Source organism: Seminibacterium arietis (genome assembly GCF_042675725.1).
GTDB lineage: Bacteria > Pseudomonadota > Gammaproteobacteria > Enterobacterales > Pasteurellaceae > Seminibacterium > Seminibacterium arietis.
The window spans coordinates 64,191-83,905 of record NZ_JBHTJN010000009.1; the positions used below are offsets into that span (position 1 = coordinate 64,191).

At 35.3% G+C, this 19,715-nt stretch carries 15 protein-coding genes; 10 read left to right on the forward strand and 5 right to left on the reverse strand.

Annotated elements, in window-relative coordinates; all coding sequences use genetic code 11:
• Positions 1 to 43: 43 nt before the first annotated feature.
• Both ACFQ02_RS04215 and ACFQ02_RS04220 read right to left on the reverse strand, forming a co-directional pair.
• Positions 44 to 1,570, reverse strand: a complete 1,527-nt coding sequence (locus ACFQ02_RS04215) for a porin (protein ID WP_380819733.1) — start codon at positions 1,568 to 1,570, stop codon at positions 44 to 46.
• Between the two features lie 226 nt (positions 1,571 to 1,796).
• Positions 1,797 to 3,455: a putative transporter gene (locus ACFQ02_RS04220; RefSeq protein WP_380819736.1), complete on the reverse strand. Its 1,659-nt coding sequence runs from the start codon at positions 3,453 to 3,455 to the stop codon at positions 1,797 to 1,799.
• Positions 3,456 to 3,648: 193 nt separating this feature from the next.
• Between ACFQ02_RS04220 and ACFQ02_RS04225 the strand changes: the two genes are divergently transcribed.
• Positions 3,649 to 5,436, forward strand: coding sequence for an ABC transporter ATP-binding protein/permease (locus tag ACFQ02_RS04225; protein WP_380819737.1), 1,788 nt, complete (start codon positions 3,649 to 3,651; stop codon positions 5,434 to 5,436).
• Positions 5,437 to 5,505: 69 nt separating this feature from the next.
• On the opposite strand, the gene ilvC is transcribed toward ACFQ02_RS04225, so the two are convergent.
• Positions 5,506 to 6,987 carry a ketol-acid reductoisomerase gene (gene ilvC / locus ACFQ02_RS04230; RefSeq protein ID WP_380819739.1) on the reverse strand — a complete coding sequence of 494 codons (1,482 nt, stop codon included), beginning with the start codon at positions 6,985 to 6,987 and terminating at the stop codon, positions 5,506 to 5,508.
• A 269-nt stretch (positions 6,988 to 7,256) separates the two neighbouring features.
• Here ilvC and torC point away from each other — a divergent pair, with 269 nt between their 5' ends.
• The 6 genes from torC (at position 7,257) to trmL (ending at position 14,098) form a co-directional block, all read left to right on the forward strand.
• Positions 7,257 to 8,426, forward strand: a complete 1,170-nt coding sequence (gene torC / locus ACFQ02_RS04235; protein WP_380819741.1) for a pentaheme c-type cytochrome TorC — start codon at positions 7,257 to 7,259, stop codon at positions 8,424 to 8,426.
• 18 nt (positions 8,427 to 8,444) lie between these two features.
• A complete protein-coding gene (gene torA, locus ACFQ02_RS04240) occupies positions 8,445 to 10,913 on the forward strand; it encodes a trimethylamine-N-oxide reductase TorA (protein WP_380819742.1) in 2,469 nt (822 codons plus the stop codon).
• Complete coding sequence (torD, locus tag ACFQ02_RS04245) at positions 10,910 to 11,500, forward strand: molecular chaperone TorD (protein ID WP_380819745.1); 591 nt, start codon at positions 10,910 to 10,912, stop codon at positions 11,498 to 11,500. The genes torA and torD overlap by 4 nt, the downstream gene beginning before the upstream one ends.
• A 223-nt stretch (positions 11,501 to 11,723) precedes the next feature.
• Positions 11,724 to 12,602: an HTH-type transcriptional activator IlvY gene (gene ilvY, locus ACFQ02_RS04250; RefSeq protein ID WP_380819747.1), complete on the forward strand. Its 879-nt coding sequence runs from the start codon at positions 11,724 to 11,726 to the stop codon at positions 12,600 to 12,602.
• A 34-nt stretch (positions 12,603 to 12,636) separates the two neighbouring features.
• Positions 12,637 to 13,521 carry an EamA family transporter RarD gene (rarD, locus tag ACFQ02_RS04255; RefSeq protein WP_380819749.1) on the forward strand — a complete coding sequence of 295 codons (885 nt, stop codon included), beginning with the start codon at positions 12,637 to 12,639 and terminating at the stop codon, positions 13,519 to 13,521.
• 97 nt (positions 13,522 to 13,618) lie between these two features.
• Positions 13,619 to 14,098: a tRNA (uridine(34)/cytosine(34)/5-carboxymethylaminomethyluridine(34)-2'-O)-methyltransferase TrmL gene (gene trmL / locus ACFQ02_RS04260; protein ID WP_380819750.1), complete on the forward strand. Its 480-nt coding sequence runs from the start codon at positions 13,619 to 13,621 to the stop codon at positions 14,096 to 14,098.
• A gap of 35 nt (positions 14,099 to 14,133) precedes the next feature.
• Here the strand turns inward: trmL and ACFQ02_RS04265 are convergent, their stop codons facing one another.
• Positions 14,134 to 15,003, reverse strand: coding sequence for a VirK/YbjX family protein (locus ACFQ02_RS04265; protein WP_380819752.1), 870 nt, complete (start codon positions 15,001 to 15,003; stop codon positions 14,134 to 14,136).
• A 129-nt stretch (positions 15,004 to 15,132) separates the two neighbouring features.
• Between ACFQ02_RS04265 and yihA the strand changes: the two genes are divergently transcribed.
• Positions 15,133 to 15,768: a ribosome biogenesis GTP-binding protein YihA/YsxC gene (gene yihA, locus ACFQ02_RS04270; protein WP_380819754.1), complete on the forward strand. Its 636-nt coding sequence runs from the start codon at positions 15,133 to 15,135 to the stop codon at positions 15,766 to 15,768.
• A gap of 117 nt (positions 15,769 to 15,885) precedes the next feature.
• Here yihA and iolB read toward each other — a convergent pair whose 3' ends face one another.
• Positions 15,886 to 16,710 (reverse strand): 5-deoxy-glucuronate isomerase, encoded by an 825-nt coding sequence (iolB, locus tag ACFQ02_RS04275; protein WP_380819756.1) that lies wholly within the window; start codon positions 16,708 to 16,710, stop codon positions 15,886 to 15,888.
• A gap of 219 nt (positions 16,711 to 16,929) precedes the next feature.
• Here iolB and ACFQ02_RS04280 point away from each other — a divergent pair, with 219 nt between their 5' ends.
• Both ACFQ02_RS04280 and ACFQ02_RS04285 read left to right on the forward strand, forming a co-directional pair.
• Positions 16,930 to 18,441 (forward strand): CoA-acylating methylmalonate-semialdehyde dehydrogenase, encoded by a 1,512-nt coding sequence (locus ACFQ02_RS04280; protein ID WP_380819758.1) that lies wholly within the window; start codon positions 16,930 to 16,932, stop codon positions 18,439 to 18,441.
• A 302-nt stretch (positions 18,442 to 18,743) separates the two neighbouring features.
• Positions 18,744 to 19,682: a sugar ABC transporter substrate-binding protein gene (locus tag ACFQ02_RS04285; RefSeq protein WP_380819761.1), complete on the forward strand. Its 939-nt coding sequence runs from the start codon at positions 18,744 to 18,746 to the stop codon at positions 19,680 to 19,682.
• The last annotated feature ends 33 nt before the right edge of the window (positions 19,683 to 19,715 follow it).

Below are 19,715 nucleotides of genomic sequence, written 5' to 3' on the forward strand. Positions count from 1 at the left end.
AGCCTGCAATTCGGCAGGCTTATAATACGTAATTTTTTAGTCGTTAGAAACTGTAATTCAGATTCAAACCATAAAGATTAGCTTTTGCTGTTGATTGGTAAGTGGCTTTAATATTAGCAACACCACCAGCGAAAAATTGTTGTTCAATAAAGTTAACTTTCTTACCACGTAAGTGAGCAAACCCTGCATCAACAGATAAATTCGGAGTAATCTTATAAGTTGCCCCTAAACTAAACCAAGTGCGGTCAGTATCTGGAATAGATGCACTTGGATGAGACTCAGCAGCGGCTTCGTCATAAGCAATACCTGCTCGTAATCTTAAATTATCATTAACATCATAACTTACCCCTAATCCTAAACGAGAGTTGTTGCGGTAGTTTTCGTTTTTACTAAATGCTTCTTTGCCATCATCATATTTAGCATGTAATTTCTTGAAACGGTTCCATTGAGTATATTTATAGCTATAACTCACAGCAAACCGATCTGTTAACTGATGAAAACCCGAAATCTCCCAATAAGCAGGTAAATTCAAGGTTAAACCGCCACTACCAATAACAGCGATTCTATGATCTCTTATAAACTCTTCCGTTGTTTTTGTTGCAGAAGGGGCGTAGCTCAGTGCATTTCGATCCCTAAAGTCAATATCAACTTTAGAGTGATATGCTAAACCAACGCGATTTCTTTCATTAAATTCATAAACTAATCCTGCGTTCCAACCAAATCCCCATGCATTTTTATCTTCTAAGCGAGTTACTACATGCTCTTTACCTTGCACTTCTTTAGCTGTATTAATGACGAAGTGTGCGTTCTCAATTCCTTTTTTATATGATTCTAATTGAGCAACCAAGTCTTTTTTACGCTCAACTTCAGTAATCCGATCTAATAATTTAACTTTTTCTTCATACTCTTTTTCAAGTTTTGCTAATTGTTCATATCTTCCATCTCTACCAGCAATTTTTTTATCTTGTAATTTTAATACATCACTCAATATCCCGGCTGTACGTTCTACTTTTGCTCCTGCATATACTGCATTTAAACCTAACCCAAAACTTAATCCCTTGGTAACACGATAGGCTCCACTAATATTAAAATTTACCGTTCCCAATTCAGTTGTACCACCGAATACGCCAGCTGAATAATCTTTCTTATACTCACTTTTTAAACCGAAATTCACGTTCATGCCTGCACCTAATGCAAATCTATCATTAATAGGTGCAACAAAATAGAGATTAGGCACCAATGCTCCAGGTACCACATTATTATTTGAGCCATCTACTTGCATTAGATTTGTGTCAGAGCCTACGCCCAGTTCAACCTTACCTTTCAAATGAATTCTTGAATCAACATAAATGCCACCAACAGAAAATTGCTTATTTTTAAACATGGTCATTAATGCTGGATTTGTCGCGACTACTGAGGCGTTTTCTGCGATAGCTGCTTCCCCTGAGAAAGCTCGACCAAGACCAGAAGAAGACACTTCCGCTAATTGAAATGCTGCTGCACTTGCTCCTCCTGCTACAGAAAACAATGCCGAAGATAAAATTATTTTAGTAAAAATATTGACTTTCATTAGGATACCTTAATTGGGTTGTATAAAATTTATATAAAAATAAAATCGGTGGGAATAGTAAAGAAAGTTACTACATAACACAATGAAATTTAAAAAATAAGTCAAGTGTTCGGACCAGCAACACTTGGCTTTGTGATATTGACGCTACATAATATAAGATTATAAATAAAACTTTACACTATTAAAATATATTAATTACACTCAATTTCGTTCCTATCAATAATCACTATAGAAATGACCAAAGCAAAATTGCAAGCAATTGTGGCGAAATAATCCGTAAAAACATGACTAGAGGATATACTGTCGCATAAGAAAGAGCTGCTGCACCACTATCTTCTTTAATCGCATTAGCAAAAGCTAGTGCTGGTGGGTCAGTCATTGATCCTGCTAACAAGCCACATAGCGTTAAGTAATTCAATTTCAAATATAATCTCGCTATCAACGCAACTAAAATTAACGGAATAAGAGTCATTAAAATTCCATACCCCATCCATTCTAAACCAGGACCATTGACAAGAGTATCCACAAAATGTCCACCTGATTTAAGCCCCACTACAGATAAAAATAGCACAATCCCTATTTCTCGTAGTGCCAAGTTAGCACTTGGTGGCATAAACCAATAAAGTTTGCCAATGCTACCAACTCGAGCCAAAATTAAAGCTATCACCAAAGGACCACCTGCTAACCCTAATTTTAATGCAACAGGAAAACCTGGTACATAAAAAGGGATTGAGCCTAACAGCACGCCTAATCCAATACCAATAAACACAGGTAACATTTGTACTTGCTGAAGCTTTTGTTGCACGTTCCCTAATAAAGCAATAGCATTTCCAATCACATCCTCATGCCCAACAATGTGTAATACGTCACCAAACTGCAAAACAGTATTACCAGTTGGAACAAGCTCTACTCCAGCACGATTTATCCGAGAAATTACTACGCCATATTTTTGGTGAATGCCAAGTGACTTAATACGTTTACCTAATACTTTTTCATTTGTTACAACTATTCGTTCAGAATGCAAATTACCAGTAAAAGTGGATTTTGGTAAATTCATTTCTTCACCAATTATAATTTTCATTTTCCTAACCGCACTTAGCTCACCTACTAAGTGCAATAAATCATTAAGCTGAATGATAGTATCCGCTTGTGGTACAACAACGTCATCTTCTCGACGTAATCGAGAACAAACTATCTCCTCATTATCGAAACCTGGAATATCAATTAAACGCAGTCCTTCTAAATTTTGATTAGTGACTTTAACATCCATTGAATATAGCGTTTCTTTATCTTGACCACTTTCCTTTTGAAAATTACGAGCTTCTTGATCTACTTTTATCTTAAAAAATAACCGCACTAGCCACATAACTAACAAAATACCGCAAATCCCAAAAGGGTATGCTACTGCATATGCCATACCCATATTACTAGTCGTATGTGACATACCTAATTCTGATAGTATCTGTTGACCTGCACCTAAAGCTGGTGTGTTAGTCACTGCACCTGAGTAAATACCGAGTATAATATCTAATGGAATTCCAGAAGTTTTATATAATACAACAACCGTTAATGCCCCTATAAAGACAATTAGCACAGCTAGCCCATTCAATTTTAATCCAGACTCTCTCAAAGATGAGAAAAAACCTGGACCGACTTGAATACCGATAGTATAAACAAATAAAATAAGCCCAAATTCCTGAATAAAATGTAGTGTATGCGAGTCAAGCTGTACGCTGTTTTGTTGCATAAAGTGAGCTACAATAATTCCACCGAATAGTACTCCACCAACACCAAGCCCCACACCACGCACTTTCCAATGACCAATCCACAGACCAATGATAGCTACAATGGCCAAAATTCCAATAGTAATTGCAATATCACTCATAATTGTTTTTCCATAAAAAATTCTCTACTTTTAATTATACCGTCCTAAAAATAAAAAAAATTAACTAAAAACAAAAAGTTGAATATAGATCACATTTTTCTTGATTAATCAGGGATTTTTTTTAACAATATTTGAACAAGATTATTAAATAGTACTACTCAGCAGATAATCTGCTTAATTTGGAATAATAAAAATGAATTGGTTTGAAGAATTACTTGCCTCTCTTTCATGGATTTTTACTAGTTTGCTTATTGCAAGCGTGGCGTTTTCTCTTCTTGTATATATTTTAGCAAGAACAACTCGTTGGGGGCATCAATTTTGGCTGTTAGCACAAGATTACATTTCACCTAAACATAGCATTAAACCTTTGTGTTATTTTTGGGCAATCGTATTGCTTGATTTAGTATCTGTCCGTTTAGACATTTTATTAACTAACTGGCATAGAGCATTGTACAATGCCTTGCAAGAAATGAATGCAACGCATTTTTGGCAACAAATGATCGTTTTTGCTGTTGTTGCAAGTATTCATATTTGTAATGTTCTACTCACTTATTATGTAACTAAGCGGTGTGAAATCCGTTGGCGAACTTGGCTTAATAAACGCATGCTAGATAAATGGACTGCAAACCAAGCTTACTATAAAACACAGTATACAGCTAACCAACTGGATAACCCTGATCAACGAATTCAGCAAGATATTAATTCTTATGTATCTAATTCGCTAAACTTTGCAACAGGAATGATTTCATCGACGGTATCTTTAGTCGCCTTTACTGGTATTCTGTGGAATTTATCAGGACCGATGAATATTATGGGCATTGAAATCCCACATATGATGGTATTTCTCGTCTTTATTTATGTATTAATAACCAGCTTAATTGCATTTAAAATAGGTAAGCCTTTGATTTCTCTTAATTTTGCTAATGAACGACTCAATGCAAACTACCGTTACTCATTAATTCGTCTAAAAGAATATGCAGAGAGTATTGCATTCTACTGCGGTGAAAAAATAGAAAAAAATCTATTATTAAAGCAATTTGATAAAGTCATAAAAAATATTTGGCAAATGGTGTACCGCACTTTGAAATTATCAGGGTTTAATCTTGGTGTAAGTCAAATTTCAATAATTTTCCCTTATTTAATTCAAGCTGGACGGTTTTTTAGTGGTCAAATTAAGTTAGGCGATTTAATCCAAACAGCTTCTGCGTTTGGAAGAGTGCAATCTTCTCTATCTTACTATCGTAATTCATACGACGATTTTGCTGGTTATCGTGCAGTGTTAGATCGTTTAACTGGTTTTCATACTGCTATTAACACTGTTAATGAACCTTCAAAAATACAGATGCAAGATCATGAAGATAAAGTAGAATTCAGCCAATTAGATGTAAACACTCCTAATGGTAAAAATTTGATTAAGGATTTAAATCTTAGTCTAGTTAAAGGTAGTCGACTATTAATACAAGGTCCTTCTGGGATCGGAAAAACTACATTGTTGAGGACTGTTGCTGGATTATGGTCTTACTCAGAGGGTATCGTAACTCGCCCGCAAAATTCTTTGTTTCTCTCACAAAAGCCCTATCTTCCACAGGGGCGTTTAGTTGATGCTATTTACTATCCGCAATCAGTACCTGAAAACGAAGATTTAACTGTAACAAAAGACATTATTAGAAAAGTTAACTTAGGTCATTTAGTAGATAAATTAGAGCAAGAAAATGATTGGACAGCACAACTTTCTTTGGGGGAACAACAGCGTTTGGCATTTGCTCGTTTATTAATATCTAGACCTACTGCGGCTTTTTTAGATGAAGCAACCTCAAGTATGGATGAAGGGTTAGAAGATGCAATGTATCGTTTGTTGGAAAGCGAATTACCAGAAATGACAATTATTAGCGTAGGACATCGTTCCACTCTACTTCAGCATCATAATCAATATTTACAAATTAAGTCCGATCAAAGTTGGGAATTAGTAAAAGCAGCATAGTGAAACAAAAAGAGCGGTCAAAATTTTAAAAAAATTGACCGCTCTTTGCTGATTGGTGATTAAATTCAATTAACCTTGAGATGAAATACGTTTCATGTCTGTCATATAGCCACGCAATTCTTGTCCTACAAGTTCAATAGGATGATTACGAATAGCATCATTTACCTCACGTAATACAATGTTATCAATTTCTATTACTGGGGTTGGTTCACCTAAGTCACCAACTCGAAGACTTGGAATAATTTCTTTAGCTAAAATCGGAGCCGCTACATTGGCAAATAAATAGTTACCGTACTCAGCTGTGTCAGAAATCACTACATTCATTTCATATAAGCGTTTACGTGCAATAGTATTTGCGATTAATGGTAGCTCATGTAACGATTCATAGTATGCTGATTCCTCATAAATACCACTAGCAACCATAGTATCGAAAGCTAATTCAACGCCTGCTTTTACCATAGCAATCATTAGCACACCGTTGTCAAAATATTCCTGTTCAGTGATTTTAATGCCATCGCCTTTAGGTGCATTTTCAAAAGCTGTTTTCCCTGTTGTCTCACGCCAAGTTAATAGATTTACATCATCATTTCCCCAGTCTTCTATCATAATACGTGAAAACTCACCACTAATAATATCATCCATATGTTTTTTAAATAAGAAATCTAATTTTTCTTTAATTTGTTCAGAGAGTTCAAAAGCACGTAACTTTGCACTATTAGACAGACGATCCATCATCAATGTAATACCACCTTGTTTCAATGCTTCAGTTATCACTTCCCAACCATATTGTACTAATTTGGCTGCATACGCAGGTTCTTTACCCTCCGCAACTAATTTATCGTAACAAACGATCGAACCTGCTTGTAACATTCCACAAAGAATCGTCTGTTCTCCCATTAAATCAGATTTCACTTCAGCGACGAAAGAAGACTCCAAGACACCTGCACGATGTCCTCCTGTTGCGGCTGCCCATGCTTTTGCGATAGCTAACCCTTCGCCTTTTGGATCATTTTCAGGGTGAACAGCGATTAGGGTTGGCACGCCGAAACCACGTTTATATTCTTCTCTTACTTCTGTTCCTGGACATTTTGGGGCAACCATTACGACTGTAATATCTTTACGAATTTGTTCTCCCACCTCAACAATATTCAATCCGTGGGAATAACCTAATGCTGCACCTTGTTTCATCAGCCCCATCACATCAGCGATCACTTTGGAATGCTGTTTATCGGGAGTCAAATTAATCACTAAATCTGCCACTGGAATCAATTCTTGGTAAGTTCCAACACTAAATCCATTTTCGCTAGCACGCTTAAATGAGGCTCGTTTTTCAGAAATTGCTTCTGAACGCAGTGCATAGCTAATATCTAGACCAGAATCTCGCATATTTAGCCCTTGATTCAGCCCCTGAGCACCACATCCTATAATCACAATTTTTTTACCTTTCAAAAAATTCGCTTCATCAGCAAATTCATTACGATCCATAAAGCGACAATGCCCTAACTGTTCAAGCTGTTGACGTAAATTTAATGTATTAAAATAATTAGCCATTTTTTTAACCCTCTTTATATAAAAACTATTTTGTTGTATCTGCATTTACTCTAAATTCAATTATACGCCATTTCAATATTGCGTAAATTGATATTATTGGTAATTAATATTGCAATAAATGCAATGATATAAAAAATAAATCTCTTGAATATTTTAACAAATTTGATCTCCAACAAAGATTTTTATCATATTAAAATGTTAAAATGAAAAAATTTGTAGAATATATTTGTTCACGTTAATAAGTTACTTTATTTTCTTTTGGGGGAAAAATGAACATATTCAAAAGCATCAAACGGTTTTTCCTTAAACCATCTGCTAAAATTGGCTTAGGTGTTTTGCTATTCAGTGGAGCTGTAGCTGGCGTTGTTGCTTGGATAGCTTTCAATGCTGTACTAGATCATACGAGCCAAGAAGAGTTTTGTGTTGGCTGTCATTCAATGACTTATCCATTAGAGGAACTAAAACAAACCGCACACTGGTCAAATGAAAAAGGCGTTTCTGCTGGTTGTCCTGATTGCCATTTGCCTCATAGCACAATTCCAAAATATATACGCAAAATTCAAGCCACTAAAGAAATTTGGGTAGAATTAACAGGTGGCATTAAAAATAAATCTGATTTTGAAAAAAAACGCTTAGAAATGGCAGAAAGAGAGTGGGCTAGGATGTCTGCAAATGGTTCAGCCGAATGTAAAGCTTGTCATAGTTATGATCGGATGCAATTTGATAAAATGTCTGAAACAGCTCGTAATGCGATGATGCGTGCAGCTGAAACTGATCAAAGCTGTATTGACTGTCATAAAGGTATTGCTCATCATCTACCAAAATCTTCTAACGAAAATAAAAAGTCAAAAGGTTTATCATCAGATTCTTTAACTGCTGAAAAAACTTACTATACACAAAATAACGTACCGTTTTTCTTCGATGAAGAATTAAAACAAGAAATTGGTTATTTAGAAAGTGGCGTGCCAGTACATTTTGTCAAAACAACACCAAAAGCGGATTTAATTGAGCTAAGAATGTGGCGAAAAGATAAAGGTTTTGGGCGTATTTGGTATAATCAATTTGGTAAAAATATTACAGATGCTGTATTAACTAAAGAATTTATGTCGTTAGACAATGAACCAAAATACCAAGTACTAGAAAGTATTGACGATCCAATCACTGGCTTAACTTGGCAAAAAGTAAAATTACAAGTATGGATTGAGCGTTCACAATTAATTGAGGACATTGATTCGCTTTGGGCGAAAGCTGAAGAAACTTATAAGACTCAATGCAGTACTTGTCATAAACAACCTGATGTTAAACACTTTGATTCTAATACATGGATCGGATTATTCAATGGAATGGTGGGCTTTACTAACATTGATCAACAGACAGGCAAACGTGTATTGCGTTATTTACAAATGCATTCATCTGATTTTGAACCGCATAATCATTAATTAAAAGGGAAATCAAAAATGAAACAATCTCGCCGTCAGTTTTTAAAAAATATGTCTGCTATGGCAGCAACTTTTGCAATGCCAAATTTTTTGATTGCCAAAAGTGCGGTAGCAAAACAAGAAAATTTAACCGAATGGAAAATTTCAGGGTCACATTGGGGAGCAATTCGTGCCAAAGTCATCAATGGACGAGTAGAAGAAATCCGACCGTTTGAATACGACCAATATCCTACTGAAATGATTAAAGGAATCAAAGGGTTAATTTATAGTGAAGCTCGTATACGTTATCCAATGGTACGTTTAGACTGGCTAAAAAATCGTGAAAAAAGCGATAAAACACATCGTGGTGATAATCGTTTTGTACGTGTTACTTGGGATGAAGCTCTTGATCTTTTCTATCAAGAACTTGAACGTATTCAGCAGAACTATGGTCCTTGGGCATTGCACACAGGTAACGTAGGTTGGCGTTCTACAGGTCAATTCCATAGTTGTGGCAATCATATGATTCGAGCAATTGGTATGCACGGACGAAGTGTTAGCACTGCAGGCGACTATTCCACTGGGGCAGGACAAACTATCATGCCTTATGTTTTAGGTTCAACAGAAGTGTATTCTCAAGGCACTTCATGGGAAATCATTCTAAAAGAAAGTGAAAATATTATTTTTTGGGCAAGTGATCCTGTGAAAAATCTACAAGTTGGTTGGAACTGTGAAACTCACGAAGCCTACAAATATTTAGAGCAACTGAAACAAAAAGTGGAGAAAAACGCTATCAATGTAATTAGCGTCGATCCTGTAAAAACTAAAACACAAAATTATTTAGGTTGTAAACATCAATATATTAATCCTCAAACAGACGTACCATTTATGCTAGCAATAGCATATGTACTGTATACTGAAAAACTTTACGATGAAAAATTTATCAAAGTTTATACTGTTGGTTTTGAAAAATTTATCCCTTATTTGTTAGGTAAAACTGAAGATAAAGTCGCAAAAACACCTGAGTGGGCAGAAAAAATTTGTGGTATTTCTGCACAAAAAATCAGTGAATTTGCTCGCATGCTTGCTGGTAAACGTACACAGTTAATTTTCGGTTGGGCAATTCAACGCCAACAACATGGTGAACAACCTTACTGGATGGGTGCAGTTTTAGCAGCAATGCTAGGTCAGATTGGGCTAGCGGGAGGTGGAATTAGCTATGCACACCACTATAGTTCTATTGGTGTGCCTGAATCGGGGGCTGCAATGCCAGGTGCGTTTCCACTCAACGTAGATGAAGGTCAAACACCAAAATACGACAATCATAATTATAACGGTTATAGTGCAATAATTCCTGTGGCAAGAGCTTCAGATTCTTTGCTTCATGCTGGTGAAACCATCAATTTCAATGGTCAAAAAATTGTGTATGCACCTTACAAAATGGCTATTTTTACGGGTTGCAATCAATGGCACCGTCACTCTGAACGCAATAAAATGAAAAAAGCCTTCCAAAAATTAGAAACTATCGTGTCCATCAACTATAGCTGGACTGCAACTTGCCGTTTCTCAGATATAGTATTACCTGCTTGCACCCCTTTTGAACGCAACGATATTGATGCTTACGGTTCATACAGTAACCGAGGGGTAATTGCAATGCAAAAACTAATTGATCCACTATATGACTCCCGTTCTGATTTTGAAATATTCAAAGAACTTTGCCGTCGCTTTGGCAAAGAAAAAGAATATTGTCGTAATATGGACGAAATGGAATGGGTAGAAAAACTTTACGAGGATTGTCGCAAAGAAAATGAAGGTAAATTTGCAATGCCTTCATTCCAAAAATTTTGGCAAATCGGTTATGTACTTTTCCCAGAAGGAAAACCTTGGGTACGCCATGCCGATTTCCGTGATGATCCTGAATTACATGCTCTCGGGACTCCATCAGGCTTCATTGAAATTTATAGTAATAAGATTGCTTCTTTTAACTATGAAAACTGTAAAGGTCACCCTATGTGGTTCGAAAAATCAGAGCGTTCTCACGGTGGTCCTAAATCCGAACAATTCAAATTCTGGCTACAATCTGTTCACCCTGACAAACGCCTACACTCACAACTTTGTGAATCTAAAGAATTGCGTGACACTTACTCTATTCAAGATAGAGAACCGTTGTTTATCAATCCAGACGATGCAAAACAACTTGGCATTGCTCATGGGGATTTAGTTCGTGTTTATAATGACCGTGGTCAAGCTATCGTTGGAGCTCACCTTTCTGATGACTATCCAACAGGTGTAGTTCGTTTACAAGAAGGAGCATGGTATTCCCCATTAGATGAAAAAATTGGCTCAATCGACACTTATGGGGATCCAAACACAATGACGCTAGATATTGGTTCATCTGATTTGGCACAAGCCGTATCAGCTAATACTTGTCTAGTAAACATTGAAAAATTTAATGGCAATGCTCCTAAACCAAATGGTTTTACTGGACCGATAGAAGTCAAAATATGAATTTAAATAGCGAAGAAAAGTGCTTTATTTATGCGTGGCTTAAATCTTTGTTAAGCCACGAATTAACAGCTTGCCAATTAACTTCATATCAAACAGGAGAATTTGATTCTTTATTTGATTTTTTGTCTGAACAAGGATTTGAAGAATCCATTAAACAAATAAGAAGTGAACTGTTGCAACTCAAGCAAATACCTCTTGCTCATTTAGAATTAGCTGCGGATTTTGCTCAACTATTTCTTCTTCATGGCAATAGCAGTGCGTTACCCTATGCTTCCGCCTACTTAGATGAGCATACCATGGCTTCTCATCTTGTTTTTATGGATAATTTACTCGATGAATTTCATTTACAATTGAATTGTCAAATGCATGAACCAAGTGATCATCTTGCTGTTCACCTAGAGTTGTTGATCCAACTTGAAAAAAATGATGAAACTAACCGCATTTTTGATTTTATTCATAACTACTGTCTTATTTGGCTGAAACCTTTTAACCAAAAAGTACAAGGCATTCAAACGAAAACTAAGTTTTATCAAAAAATTACCGAATTACTTGTAAATATCTTAATTGGTCAAAATACTTCAGTGTAGAAAAATCCTACTGAATTAAAGGTGGCATAAAAAATACTCGTTATGTCACTTTTTCTTTTCAACATGTCGTTAACGTGATACTAAATTCTAATACTATTATTTACATTCTCAATTGACGTTAACACTCACATCAAATATAGTATGATTCTATCAATGCTATAATTTAACTTGAAAAATGCTGTTGAAGAAACCACTTGAATAATTATCATCATGATAACAATATATGAATTTCAATGATCTAAAAATATTCACACACCTTGCAGAAAGCAAAAATTTTAGTAAAAGTGCAAGGCAAAATCACATGAGTCCTTCTACTTTCTCTCGACACATTCAACGGCTTGAAGAAGAATTAGGACAAAAGCTATTTTTACGAGATAACCGTCGAGTCACCCTTACTAAGTGCGGTGAAAATTTTCTAGATTTCGCCTATCAAACGCTCAATCAGTGGAAAATATTTCAGCAAACGTTGCAGTCAAACCCAAGAGAATTAACTGGTGAATTAAAGATATTCTGCTCAGTCACTGCTTCATACAGCCATTTACCCCATGTATTAGGCAAATTTCGTAGTCTTTATCCTAACGTGGAAATTCAATTAACTACAGGCGATCCTTCAGCAGCGGTTCATTTAGTGCAAAACCATACTGTAGATATCGCATTAGCTGGGCAACCAACTATTCTACCTAACAATATAATCTTTCATTATATTGATAGTATTTCTCTTTCTCTCATTGCTCCACGTATTACTTGCTTAGCTACACAATTATTACAAAAAAACCCTGTCGATTGGCAAAAAATGCCTTTTATTTTGCCTTTGGAAGGACCTGTACGACAACGTATGGAACAGTGGTTTCGCCAAAAAAATATTAAACACCCAACCATTTATGCTACAGTAGCAGGACATGAAGGGATTGCTTCAATGGTGTCTTTAGGATGTGGATTAGCAATACTGCCAGATGTAGTAATCAAAAATAGTCCAATGAATACACAAATTTCTATCATGGAAGTATCGCCCCCTATTCAACCCTTTGACTTAGGGGTATGTGTACAAAAGAAATCTTTAGAATTACCTTTAGTCCGTGCTTTTTGGGAAATATTAAGGTAAAGTGCGGTATTATTTTTAAAAATTTCGGTGAGCTATGTTAAAAGGTATAGGATTTTCCCTTTTCTCTTCTGTATTATTTGGTTACATTTATTACTTTTCTACTTTTCTTATGCCCTTAAGCGGACAAGATATTTTTGGCTATCGAATTATTTTTACTGTACCTTCTGTATTCCTTGCTATTTTTATATTTAAGCAAAAGCATGTTCTTATATCTCATCTAAAAAGAATATATAGTCAACCTTGGTTTATTTTAATATATCTATTCAATGGATTATTAATGGGATTCCAAATGTGGTTGTTTTTATGGGCACCAAACAATGGTGGAGCATTAAGTGTTTCTTTAGGATATTTGTTACTTCCTTTAGTAATGGTTGCTTTTGGTAAAATCTTTTTTAAAGAATACATTTCCAAAACTAAACTCCTAGCTATTTTCATAGCGGCAGTTGGTGTAGTAATGAATATTATAATTAAAGGTGGGTTATCATGGGAAAGCATCGCTGTAAGCGGATATGCGATTTATTTCACTATACGAAAACATTTTAAAATGACCGATATTGGTGCATTTGCTATTGAAATTATTCTAATTTTGCCAATTTGTATTTACTTCGCAACTCAAGCTAATATAACAGAAGTGCGGTTAGAAAATCATAATATTGTCTGGTTGCTCGTGATTTTAGGCTTACTTAGTGGTATTGCGTTTAATGCCTATATTATTGCGAGCAATCTGCTGCCTGTAAATTTACTTGGATTACTAGGTTATGTCGAACCTATCATGATGTTAATTATATCTCTCTTGATCGGTGAAAATATAGACAAAGAAACTTATCCTTTATTTTTTTGTTTAATCATTGCTATGATCCTCATCATCTTCGATGGAATTAAAAAATCAAAGCAAAAGAAGATTTTACTTAAAAACTAAATACAGTGCTGTTTAAAGTGCGGTTATCCTATAGAATATTTTCTACTTTTTCTATTTTACGGTAAAATCACTAAATTATTTTTAAACTGAAATAACTATGTTAGATATTGTATTGTACGAACCTGAAATCCCACAAAACACAGGGAATATTATCCGTCTATGTGCTAATACTGGATTTCGTTTACATTTAATTGAACCTTTGGGATTTGTATGGGACGATAAGCGTCTACGTCGTTCTGGATTAGATTACCACGAATTTGCTCAAATCAAGAAGCATAAAACATTTACAGATTTCATAGAATCGGAAAAACCATCCCGTTTATTTGCAATGACAACAAAAGGCGGTCCTGCACATAGCGATATTCAATTTGAGTTAGGTGATTACTTAATGTTTGGACCTGAAACTCGTGGTATTCCGCAAGAAATTTTAATGACGTTACCTATCGAGCAAAAAATACGCATACCAATGACAAAAAACAGTCGCAGTATGAATTTATCTAATTCTGTAGCAGTCGCTGTTTACGAAGCGTGGCGTCAACTTGGGTATGAAAATGCTGTAAACCTACAAAAAAAATAATATCTTTCTCATTTTCTAGAGAAAGATATTTATTCTTATTTTTTGAATTTTTCGTGCATTGTTTTTGAGAGTTGCTCTAACATAAAGTATCGTTTTTTATACATCGAACGTTTATTACTCGGAATATCTTCCAACTTTTTGCTTTCGAAGTGTAATGGTAGTTGCCAGTATTCTCCTAGCACTCCAGCACACTCACTAAAAATAGTATCATAGTTAACTACATAACGACTACTTTGCACAAAACGAGATTTATTTTGATATTTTTGTGGAATTCCCAATAACTGTTTATAACCAAGAGCCTGTGTGAGTGCCTTCATTGCTTCTACCATTAGGTATGCAGGTCTCAAACCATGACATTTTTTAGTCAGCAGTTTAACTAATTCTTTAGAACCTTCAATGTTCGGTCCTTGGATCACAGCAATCAACAAAGATTGTTTTATCTTACCAAATGTAAGCAAATAAATAAGCTCATTTGTCTGCTTATAGCGAAGTTCTAATGTCCAATACCCTTCCATTGGCTGATAATTAGTCACGCAAAGACACAACTCAAAATCAGGAATAATTTCACCAAAATTAATTTCTTTTTCCCATAAAGGAGGAAGCCCTAATCTGGTAAGCACTTCAGGTAAAAACAATAAGTTATCACAAATTAAATCAAGCCGTTGCTTCGCATTAAAACGTTTATCTAAAAAACGATGAGCAACAGGATAACTATAATTAGGACGAGCATTTAACAGTTCAATAAGCTGTGGATGCTGGTTAGCAAAATGCTCAAAACCTTTAATGCTACGTTTATGTAAAAAAGAACGTAACTGAAACCGGAAACGTTTTGCTCGATAAGATTTATTTCCACGGTCAGGATAAATAGCAAAAGGACTAGGCCATTGATAAAGTTTACTTGTCATAATTTAAACACTTACTAAAAAATTGCGGTATTGTCGCATAATATAAGAGATTTTGCATTTTTTTATCGATGTGCTTTATTTTATGCTATGCTAGGGCTATTTATTATAGTGAAACAAAAATAGATAGAAATGACTAACACAAAACTTAACTATCATAAAACTCATTTTTTAACTAGTTCGCCTAATATTAAAGCACTACCTGAGGATATAGGTATTGAAATAGCTTTCGCTGGGCGTTCTAATGCTGGAAAATCCACTGCACTTAACGCACTAACGAATCAAAAAAGTTTAGCACGAACGTCTAAAACTCCAGGTCGAACACAATTAATTAATCTCTTTGAAGTCGAACCTAATTGTAAATTAGTTGATTTACCAGGTTATGGTTATGCCGCAGTCCCTGAGCAAATGAAAATTCAATGGCAAAAAGCACTGAGTGAGTATCTACAAAAACGTGAATCTTTGGCAGGATTGGTTGTATTAATGGATATTCGTCATCCACTTAAAGATCTTGATCAACAAATGGTACTATGGGCAGTGTCTGCTAATTTACCAGTTTTAATTTTATTAACTAAGGCGGATAAGCTAAGCCAAAGTGCTAGAAGTAAACAAGTTAAAATGGTAAGAGAAGCCATTTTGCCTTTCCAAGGTGATATTCAAGTCGAGATATTCTCTGCACAAAATAAAATTGGCATTGATCGTTTAGCGACTAAATTAGATATCTGGTTCTCTCCAGCCTTTACTCACATTAATGATCAAGAATCTTAACAAAGTAAAGTGCGGTCAAAATATCAATATCTTTAACCTTTAAACAAGGTTAAAGATATTCCAAAGTCTAGCTAATCAGTCATGACATAAATTAAACTGAAAAATTTTCAAATAATACTATTCAAATTTTTCTTTATAAGATTCGCTATTAATCCAAAAGTGATCTTTCTCCCAAGTGAATTTCCATTTTCTGACAGGTCCTGCCATTACGTTTAAATAATAATTATCATAGCCTGCAATAGTCGCAACTGGATGATAACCTTTTGGTACTTTAACTACATTCTTATCATATACTGGCATGCATTCGTCTAATGAGCGATCATCTGTATAAACTCTTTGAAGTGCAAATCCTTGAGGAGGATTAAAACGATGATAATAAGTTTCCTCCAAATAAGTTTCGTGTTCTGAATTTTTATTATCATGTTTATGACTAGGATAAGAGCTAGTGTTGCCCTCATCAGTAAAAACTTCAACAACTAATAAACTGTCTGCTGGTTCAGTTTCAGGTAAAATATTATGCACTAAACGTTTATTATTACCAAACCCCCGTTTTTCTACTCCTACATCTTCTGGGGTAATTAATCGGACAGGATAGCTTCCCGTAGTACTAGGTGCCTTGCAAACTGCAAGCTCCAACTGCCCATTCGTCTCTACTCTTACTTGTTTATGAGGAGGAATATAAACAGAATAAGGCGGAATTTTCTCAAATGGATTGGTACGATTACCAATATTTTCAAAGCGGTACTCATCAACAAAGACTGAACCTTTGCCCGACACAAATACTAAACAAAGCTCATTATCACCACTATCAAGCTCAACAAATTGATTATTTAGTTGATAAACAGCAAATCCTACATATTCCCAACCTGAATTTTGTGGCGTAATATCTTGAATTAAGCCATTTGGATGTTCAAAATCTGGTTTAGAAAGTAAAAAGCTCATTATATCCCCCTTGTATTTAGCCAATTAAAATATACATGCTTACTATATCGCAGAGTTTATTCTTTTGGGATCAAAAATCTTCAAACTTGTTAGCAAGATCACAAAAATGAAATAAATTTTTCATTTTTATCTTGTTTGTATTGATATTTTCTATTTTTAAGAGTAGCTTATGGGGCATATTTTGTCTATCATCAATTTATCACAGATAAGGAGCTTGCAATGAATCAATTTGTGCAAAATTTTATCAATGGAGCAACAGTTGAAAGCCAAAGCCAACGTATTATCTCCGTATTTAACCCAGCAACAGGTGAAGAAACAAAAAAAGTAAAATTAAGTACGGTTACAGAAGTAGATTCAGCAATTACTGCAGCAGATGTTGCTTTTAAGAGCTGGTCACAACAATCCCCATTACGTCGTGCTAGAATCCTATTCAAATTTAAAGAATTACTTGAAGCTAATTTTGATGAATTAGCTCGTCTAATCAGCACTGAACATGGCAAAGTTTATTCTGATGCTGTAGGTGAGCTAACACGTGGTTTAGAAGTAGTTGAGTTTGCTACTGGCATTCCTCATTTACAAAAAGGTGAGTTTTCATCAAATGCAGGACGGGGGATTGATATTCACTCAATTCAACAGCCACTAGGTGTAGTAGCTGGCATTACTCCATTCAACTTTCCAGCAATGGTTCCGATGTGGATGTTCCCAGTGGCTCTTGCTTGTGGTAATACTTTTGTGTTGAAACCGTCTGAAAAAGATCCAAGTGTGTCTATTCGTTTAGCAGAATTATTAAAAGAGGCAGGATTGCCAGACGGTGTATTCAATGTAGTGCAAGGGGATAAAGAGGCTGTGGATGTCCTTTTAACCGATCCTCGCATTCAAGCAGTCAGTTTCGTCGGTTCAACTGCAATCGCTCAGTATATTTATGAAAAAGGTTCTGCAAACGGTAAAAGAGTTCAAGCATTAGGAGGAGCTAAAAACCATGCTTTAGTTATGCCTGATGCTGATATACAAAATACTGTAAATTCTTTACTTGGAGCTGCATTTGGAGCTGCGGGTGAACGCTGTATGGCTCTCTCTGTAGCGGTTATTATTGGTAATGAACTTGCTGATAAGATTGTCGAACAACTTATCCCTAAAGTGAAAGCATTAAAAATTGGTGCTGGACTATTACCAAAAGAGCAAGTTGAAAATGACATGGGACCTGTCATATCCAAAGAACATAAAGCAAAAATTGAGAATTATATTGAACAAGGTGTGGTACAAGGAGCTAAACTATGTGTAGATGGTCGTGGTTATAAAGTTGAAGGTTATGAGAATGGATATTTCGTTGGCGGAACATTGTTTGATCATGTAACGCCTGAAATGACTATTTGGAAAGATGAAATTTTTGGACCAGTACTCGCTATAGTTCGCGTAAAAAATTATGAAGAAGGAATAGCATTAATTAATAGCCATCAATATGGTAATGGTAGTGCTATTTTTACTAGTGATGGTGACTCTGCTCGTCAATTTTCCCAAGACGTTCAAGCTGGAATGGTTGGTGTAAATATTCCAATTCCAGTACCAATGGCATTCCACTGTTTTGGCGGTTGGAAAGCATCAATTTTTGGTCCACTGAATGTGTACGGTACAGATGGTGTACGTTTTTATACTCGCATGAAAACTATTACAACGCGTTGGCCAAATAGCTCAGTGCGTAGTACTGCAGCATTTAATTTTCCAACTTTATAATCAAATAAAGTATATTCCTTTCATTATGTTAGCGGTGATAAATCACCGCTTTTTTATCCATGAATTACAAACTAACAAACAACAAAAAAATGTATTTACAGCTCAATATAATTCTTCTAAAAATGTGATCTATGTAACAAAAATGAAATAAAGTGTTTGGAGTGAAAAATATAGGGTGTTATATTCTTATTTGAAAAATTTATTTCATTTTAATGAAGGCATGAAATATAGTTTTTCTTTCACAGTTTAAAGTAATAATAGAAATTATTGCCGCCAGTTTCCATCTATCAAGAGGATTTTATATGAAAATGCGTTTTAAATTTGCTTTAAGTGCTTTAACATTAGGATTAGCAATGAATAGTTTTGCAAAAGATGAACTCGTAGTGTTCAGCTTACCTAATTTATCTAGTCCATTTGAAGTCCAACTACAAAAAGTAGCAGTAGAAACTAGTAAGAAATTAGAAATAAAATTACAAGTGTTAGATGGGCAAAGTTCTTCTACTAAACAAGCATCCGATTTAGAAAATGCAATCACTCGCGGTGCAAAAGGCATCATCATTTCGCCAAATGATGTAAATGCAATTTCAGGGGCTGTGGAAGAAATTCTTCAGGAAAAAATTCCAGCCGCAACTCTTGATCGTAAAGTAGAAAGTAGCAAACCTGTACCGCACTTTGGTGCAAATAACTATACTGGCGGTCAAGAAGTAGCAAAAGCAGTAAAAGCTAAATACCCTAATGGTGCTAAAATTATTTTACTCACTGGTCAACCTGGTTCTACCTCTAATATTGAAAGAACTAAAGGTATACGTGATGAATTAGCGGCTGGTGGTGATAAATACAAAATTATAATTGACCAAACTGGTAACTGGTTGCGTTCTGAAGGATTACGCATTATCGAAAGTGTATTACCAACTTTGAAAGAAAAACCAGATGTCATTATCTCAGCAAACGATGATATGGCATTAGGTGCAATTGAAGCATTGCGTAGTCAGGGCTTAAAAGCTGGTGATATTTTAGTGACAGGTTTCGATTCTACACCAGAAGCTCTTGCTAGAGTAAAAGACGGTTGGTTATACCTCACTGCTGATCAACGACCAAGCTTTGCTGTAAGCACGGCATTAGAGCAAGTAATAGGCAATGTTCGCGATAATAAAGAAGTAACAGGTGCAGATTATCCACCAAAAATCATTCTAAAAACTAACCTACAAGAGGCGGAGCGCTTCGCGGAAATTAGTGAATAGTTTTTTGGCCTTCCAGCTAAAATTGGAAGGCTT

Bases quoted from the DNA above. Each gene is read 5' to 3' on its own strand.
- ACFQ02_RS04215 (WP_380819733.1), bottom strand. From the start codon at position 1,570: ATGAAAGTCAATATTTTTACTAAAATAATTTTATCTTCGGCATTGTTT.
- ACFQ02_RS04220 (WP_380819736.1), bottom strand. From the start codon at position 3,455: ATGAGTGATATTGCAATTACTATTGGAATTTTGGCCATTGTAGCTATC.
- ACFQ02_RS04225 (WP_380819737.1), top strand. From the start codon at position 3,649: ATGAATTGGTTTGAAGAATTACTTGCCTCTCTTTCATGGATTTTTACT.
- ilvC (WP_380819739.1), bottom strand. From the start codon at position 6,987: ATGGCTAATTATTTTAATACATTAAATTTACGTCAACAGCTTGAACAG.
- torC (WP_380819741.1), top strand. From the start codon at position 7,257: ATGAACATATTCAAAAGCATCAAACGGTTTTTCCTTAAACCATCTGCT.
- torA (WP_380819742.1), top strand. From the start codon at position 8,445: ATGAAACAATCTCGCCGTCAGTTTTTAAAAAATATGTCTGCTATGGCA.
- torD (WP_380819745.1), top strand. From the start codon at position 10,910: ATGAATTTAAATAGCGAAGAAAAGTGCTTTATTTATGCGTGGCTTAAA.
- ilvY (WP_380819747.1), top strand. From the start codon at position 11,724: ATGAATTTCAATGATCTAAAAATATTCACACACCTTGCAGAAAGCAAA.
- rarD (WP_380819749.1), top strand. From the start codon at position 12,637: ATGTTAAAAGGTATAGGATTTTCCCTTTTCTCTTCTGTATTATTTGGT.
- trmL (WP_380819750.1), top strand. From the start codon at position 13,619: ATGTTAGATATTGTATTGTACGAACCTGAAATCCCACAAAACACAGGG.
- ACFQ02_RS04265 (WP_380819752.1), bottom strand. From the start codon at position 15,003: ATGACAAGTAAACTTTATCAATGGCCTAGTCCTTTTGCTATTTATCCT.
- yihA (WP_380819754.1), top strand. From the start codon at position 15,133: ATGACTAACACAAAACTTAACTATCATAAAACTCATTTTTTAACTAGT.
- iolB (WP_380819756.1), bottom strand. From the start codon at position 16,710: ATGAGCTTTTTACTTTCTAAACCAGATTTTGAACATCCAAATGGCTTA.
- ACFQ02_RS04280 (WP_380819758.1), top strand. From the start codon at position 16,930: ATGAATCAATTTGTGCAAAATTTTATCAATGGAGCAACAGTTGAAAGC.
- ACFQ02_RS04285 (WP_380819761.1), top strand. From the start codon at position 18,744: ATGAAAATGCGTTTTAAATTTGCTTTAAGTGCTTTAACATTAGGATTA.